We start from the raw sequence: 1,528 nt of genomic DNA on the forward strand, positions 1-1,528 counted from the left end.
GCCCGCGGCCGCACGCCTCGCGCTGGCGCGGCTCGTGCGCGGCCCCTACCTGGCCGCCGAGACCGACGCCGACACCTGGCGCGCGCTCCTCACCCACGAGGACGTGGTGCGTGAGCGCCTCGCCGACCAGTACCTCGACCTGGTGGTGGACGGCGACGCGCAGGTCGCCTTCGTGCGCGACGTGCCGGCGGCCGACGCCCCGCAGGTGGTGCGGGCGGTCACGCTGACGTTCCTGGACACTGCGCTGCTGCTGCACCTGCGCGCCCTCCTGCTGGACTCGGCCGACGGCCGGGTGGCGGTCAGCCGCGACGAGGCGGCCGACCACCTCGCCGTCTACCGGCGGCGCGGCGGGGGTTCGCCGATGGACTTCACCCGGCAGCTGGACGCGACGTGGGCGCGACTGATCGAGTCGGGCATGCTGGAGCCGCTCAGCGGGGACAGGTGCACGGTCTCCCCTGTGCTGCGGACCGTGTTCGGAGCGGACCAGGTCGCGGCGCTGAGCGCCGAGTACGCCCGGCTGGCGAAGGAGAGCGCATGAAGACCCCGCACCCGTCCCCCACCGGGCAGTGGCGCCTCGCGCGCATCGAGCTGGTCAACTGGGGCACCTTCTCGGGGCACCACGTGGTGCCCGTCCCGCGCGAGGGCTTCCTGCTGACCGGCCACTCCGGCTCGGGCAAGTCGTCGCTGGTCGACGCTGTCGCCGCGGTGCTGACACCGCCCGAGCACCTGCGGTTCAACGTGGCCGCGGCCGGCACGGCCGCCACGGAGCGCGAGGCGGGTGACCGTGACGTCGTCTCGTACGTACGCGGCGCGTGGCGGCACCGGACCGACGAGAGCACGGGCGAGGTGGTGGCCGACCACCTGCGCCAGGGCGCCACCTGGTCGGGCGTGCTGCTGCGGTACTCGAACGGCACCGACGCCGACGACGGCACCGTGACCCTCGTGCGCCTGTTCCACCTCACACGCGGCTCCTCCGCGCCGGCGACGCTGCACGTGGTGGTGCGCGGCGAGGTGGGGCTGCTGGACTTCGAGCGGTTCGTCCGCTCCGGCCCTGACGTCGCGGGCGTGACCGCCGCCTGGCCCGACGCGACCGTGAGCGAGCGGCACGCGCCGTTCGCCGCCGCGTTCACGCAGGCCCTGGGCATCGGCTCGGAGCAGGCACTGGTGCTGCTGCACCGCACGCAGTCGGCCAAGAACCTGGGCAGCCTGGACGACCTGTTCCGCGGGCACATGCTGGACGAGCCCGGCACGTTCGCGCTGGCGGCCCAGGCCGTGGACCAGTTTGCGGACGTGGCGCGCGCGTACGCGGACATCGAGACCTCGCGTCGGCAGATCGACCACCTGAGCCGGCTCGCCGCCCTGACCAAGACGTACGACGAGGGGTCGGCGGCCGGGGTCCGCGCGGCGACGCTGCGCGGCTCGCTGGAGACCTTCAAGGACGCGTGGAAGCTCGACCTGGCGCACGGCGCGCTGGCGGGGGCACGCGCCGCGGAGGAGCGGGCGCAGCACCACCGCAAGGCCGCCGACA

At 74.7% G+C, this 1,528-nt stretch carries 2 protein-coding genes; both read left to right on the forward strand.

Annotated elements, in window-relative coordinates:
• Positions 1–538 (forward strand): DUF4194 domain-containing protein (locus PROKR_RS34040; RefSeq protein WP_051432734.1); only part of this gene is annotated, 538 nt, incomplete at its 5' end.
• The coding region (locus tag PROKR_RS06150; protein WP_036960729.1) for an ATP-binding protein at positions 535–1,528 on the forward strand (994 nt) is incomplete at its 3' end. The genes PROKR_RS34040 and PROKR_RS06150, both read left to right, overlap by 4 nt.

The sequence above is a fragment of the Promicromonospora kroppenstedtii DSM 19349 genome, from assembly GCF_000515355.1.
In the GTDB taxonomy this organism is placed as follows: Bacteria; Actinomycetota; Actinomycetes; order Actinomycetales; family Cellulomonadaceae; genus Promicromonospora; species Promicromonospora kroppenstedtii.